Genomic DNA, 2,896 nt, shown 5'->3' with positions numbered 1-2,896 from the left:
GGCGATGTCACCGTCAACGCCGATGGCAGCTACAGCTTCTCTCCCGCCGCCAACTACTCCGGCTCCGTCCCCGTCATCACCTACTCCGTCTCGGACGGCACCTCCACCGACACCGGCTCCCTGGCGCTCGCCGTCACTGCTGTCAACGATGCCCCTGTCGTCAGCGCCGAGACCATCACAACCGCCGAAAACACCTCGGTGAATGGTGCAGTCACACCACTCGATCTCGACGGTGACACCACCACCACCATCCTGGACACGGCACCTGCGCACGGCAATGTCACCGTGTATCCGGATGGCACCTACCGCTACACCCCTGCCCAGCATTTCAACGGCAGTGACCAATTCACCCTTTCAGTGCGTGATGGCCAGGGTGGTATCACCCCTGTCACCGTCACTGTCGCCGTGACACCAACCAATGACGCACCCACTGTGGTGGCCCCACAGCAAGATCTATCCAGCAACGACCACGCCTCCGTTTCCGTCAACATCGCCCCAGTGTTCGCCGACATCGACTCCACGGCCCTGACGTACCGTGCCGATGGTTTGCCGGCCGGATTGAGCCTCTCGCCCGAGGGCGTGATCACCGGAACTGTGGCGGGTGACGCATCGGCAGGGGGCGCCGCCGGTGACGGGGCTTACACCGTGACCGTGACCGCCACCGACAGCGCGGGCGCCACAGCTCGGCAGTCGTTCCTCTGGCAGATCAACAACCTCGCACCGCTGGCCAGCGAGGACACCATGGTCGTGGTGCCGGGTACTGCCACAGTGGTCTCCGCCAGCGACGGCGTGCTTGCCAATGACCGGGACGGCGATGGTGATGCACTCGCTGTCGCTGCCGTGGCCGGACAGGCGGGAGGCGTCGGACAGCCTGTCGCCGGCTCTGCAGGTGGCACCTTCACGATCGGTGCGGACGGTTCGTACACATTCGAGCCGGGCACCGACTTCGATGCCCTGCCCCCGGACGCCAGCCGGGTCACATCGATCAACTACACCACCACCGACGCACAGGGCGGCACCGCCACGGCCACTCTGGAGGTGACGGTGCAGGGCCGCAACGATGCCCCCATCGCCCGGGACGACACCGCCACGTCCCCCCAGAATGCCCCGCTGCACCTCGCTCCGCTCGCCAACGACACCGACATCGACGGCCAGGCCCTCACCATCACCAGCGCCACGGCAACACATGGCAGCGTCCAGACTCACCCGGACGGCACCCTGACCTACCTGCGCGGCGTCACGGCGGCCACCTTCGACACGGTGCGCTATGTGGTTTCGGACGGGCATGGCGGCACCAGCACGGCCGAGATTCGCATCGAGCTGACCCCCGTCGATGCCCCGGCTCCAGTCCAAACGGTGGCCCAGGAACCTGCCGCCCAGCCTCCACGGGTCGAACCTGCGAGCAAGCCCATCGCGGCCGAGGGCGCCGTGCTGCAAGCAGTTGCCGGCATGGGCGGGCTGGGCAGCCTGCAATCGATCGAGGCCACCGGGGCAATCATGGCGTCAGTCAACCGGATGCAGAGCCTCGGCGGTTCCCAGACCCGCGATGTGCAGACCGGCGCGGTCGGTGCGGTCGCACACGCCGACGCACCGCGTGTGAGCGACCGCGCCGCGGCAATTCTGGGAGGGCAGCACACTGCGTTCGACAGCCGCACGACCGATTCGCTGCTCGGTGCCTCGCTGCAATTGTTCAGCGGCACCGGCAATCGCCAGACACCGCTGACCATCGACACCGAGGTCCAGCGCGAGACGGTGCAGCTCTCGGTCAGCAGCGCCGCGGACCGCAGCGAGCACCGGGTGACCGAGTACCAGTTCCTCACGGGCAATGGCCGTCCGTTGCCGGCGGGCATTCAGGTCGATCCGCGCGGCAACGTGACGATTACGCGCGTACCGGGCATGGAGCGGGTATCGCTGACGGTGCGCGCCCTGCGCATCGACGGAACCTCGACCGAGGAGCGGCTGGAGATCGATGTCTCGACCGGGTCGGTCAAGGCGCTGGACGCCCCTGTGCGCGAGCAGCAGGCCCCCGCGCCGGCATTGCTCAGCACGAACCTGGAGCGTCTGTCGTCGGCCGCCGACACCGAGCGCCAGGCGCTGGGGCAGGCACTCGGGGAGCCCTGAGCAGGACGGCGGGCCTGTGCGGCGCCGGGTCGGTCACCGCGCCGCCCGGCTCGCCACCAACCCCCGCTGCGCCGCCCACCCCGCCACGTCCTCCCGCCGGATCGCCGCCGCCATCAGCCCCGGAAACGCATCCGGCGTACACGCGAACGACGGCACGCCCAGCCCCGCCAGCTTGGCCGCGAGCTGGTGGTCATAACTCGGCGCCCCTTCGTCGCTCAAGGCCAGCAGCGCCACGCACTGCACCCCTGCCTCGACCATCTCCGCCGCCCGCTGCAGCAGCCGCTGCTCGACGCCGCCTTCGATCAGGTCCGAGATCAGCACGAAGATGGTGTTGCGCGGGTCGCGGATCTGGCTCTGGCAGTAGGCGACCGCCCGGCCGATGTCGGTGCCGCCGCCGAGCTGCACACCGAACAGCAGCGCCACCGGGTCATCCAGTTGCTCGCTCAGATCGACCACCTCGGTGTCGAACACCACCAGCCGCGTCGCCACCGCCGGCAGGCTGGCCAGCACCGCGCCGAAGATGCTCGAATACACGACGCTCGCCGCCATCGAGCCACTCTGATCGATGCACAGGATGATCTCGCGCTGTGGACGGCGCGACTTGCGGCCGTGGCCGATCAGCGTCTCGGGAACGATGGTGCGGAGGTCGGGCTGCCAGTGGCGCAGGTTGGCGCGGATGGTGCGGTGCCAGTCGATCTCGCTGTGGCGCGGGCGGCGGTTGCGCACGCTGCGGTCGATCGCGCCGGTGATGGCCGAGCGCAGCGGTTCTTCCAGG

2 protein-coding genes are annotated in these 2,896 nt (G+C 68.8%); one reads left to right on the top strand and one right to left on the bottom strand.

The window, feature by feature from the left end; translation table 11 throughout:
- Positions 1–2,121, top strand: a 2,121-nt coding sequence (locus QZW52_RS19150; RefSeq protein ID WP_294001722.1) for an Ig-like domain-containing protein, incomplete at its 5' end; no start/stop codon positions are given.
- Between the two features lie 33 nt (positions 2,122–2,154).
- Here QZW52_RS19150 and QZW52_RS19145 read toward each other — a convergent pair.
- The coding region (locus tag QZW52_RS19145) for a VWA domain-containing protein (RefSeq protein ID WP_294001721.1) at positions 2,155–2,896 on the bottom strand (742 nt) is incomplete at its 5' end.

This window comes from Sphaerotilus sp. (assembly GCF_013299175.1).
Taxonomy (GTDB): Bacteria; Pseudomonadota; Gammaproteobacteria; order Burkholderiales; family Burkholderiaceae_C; genus Sphaerotilus.
This window is presented reverse-complemented; position numbering and strand designations above follow the sequence as displayed.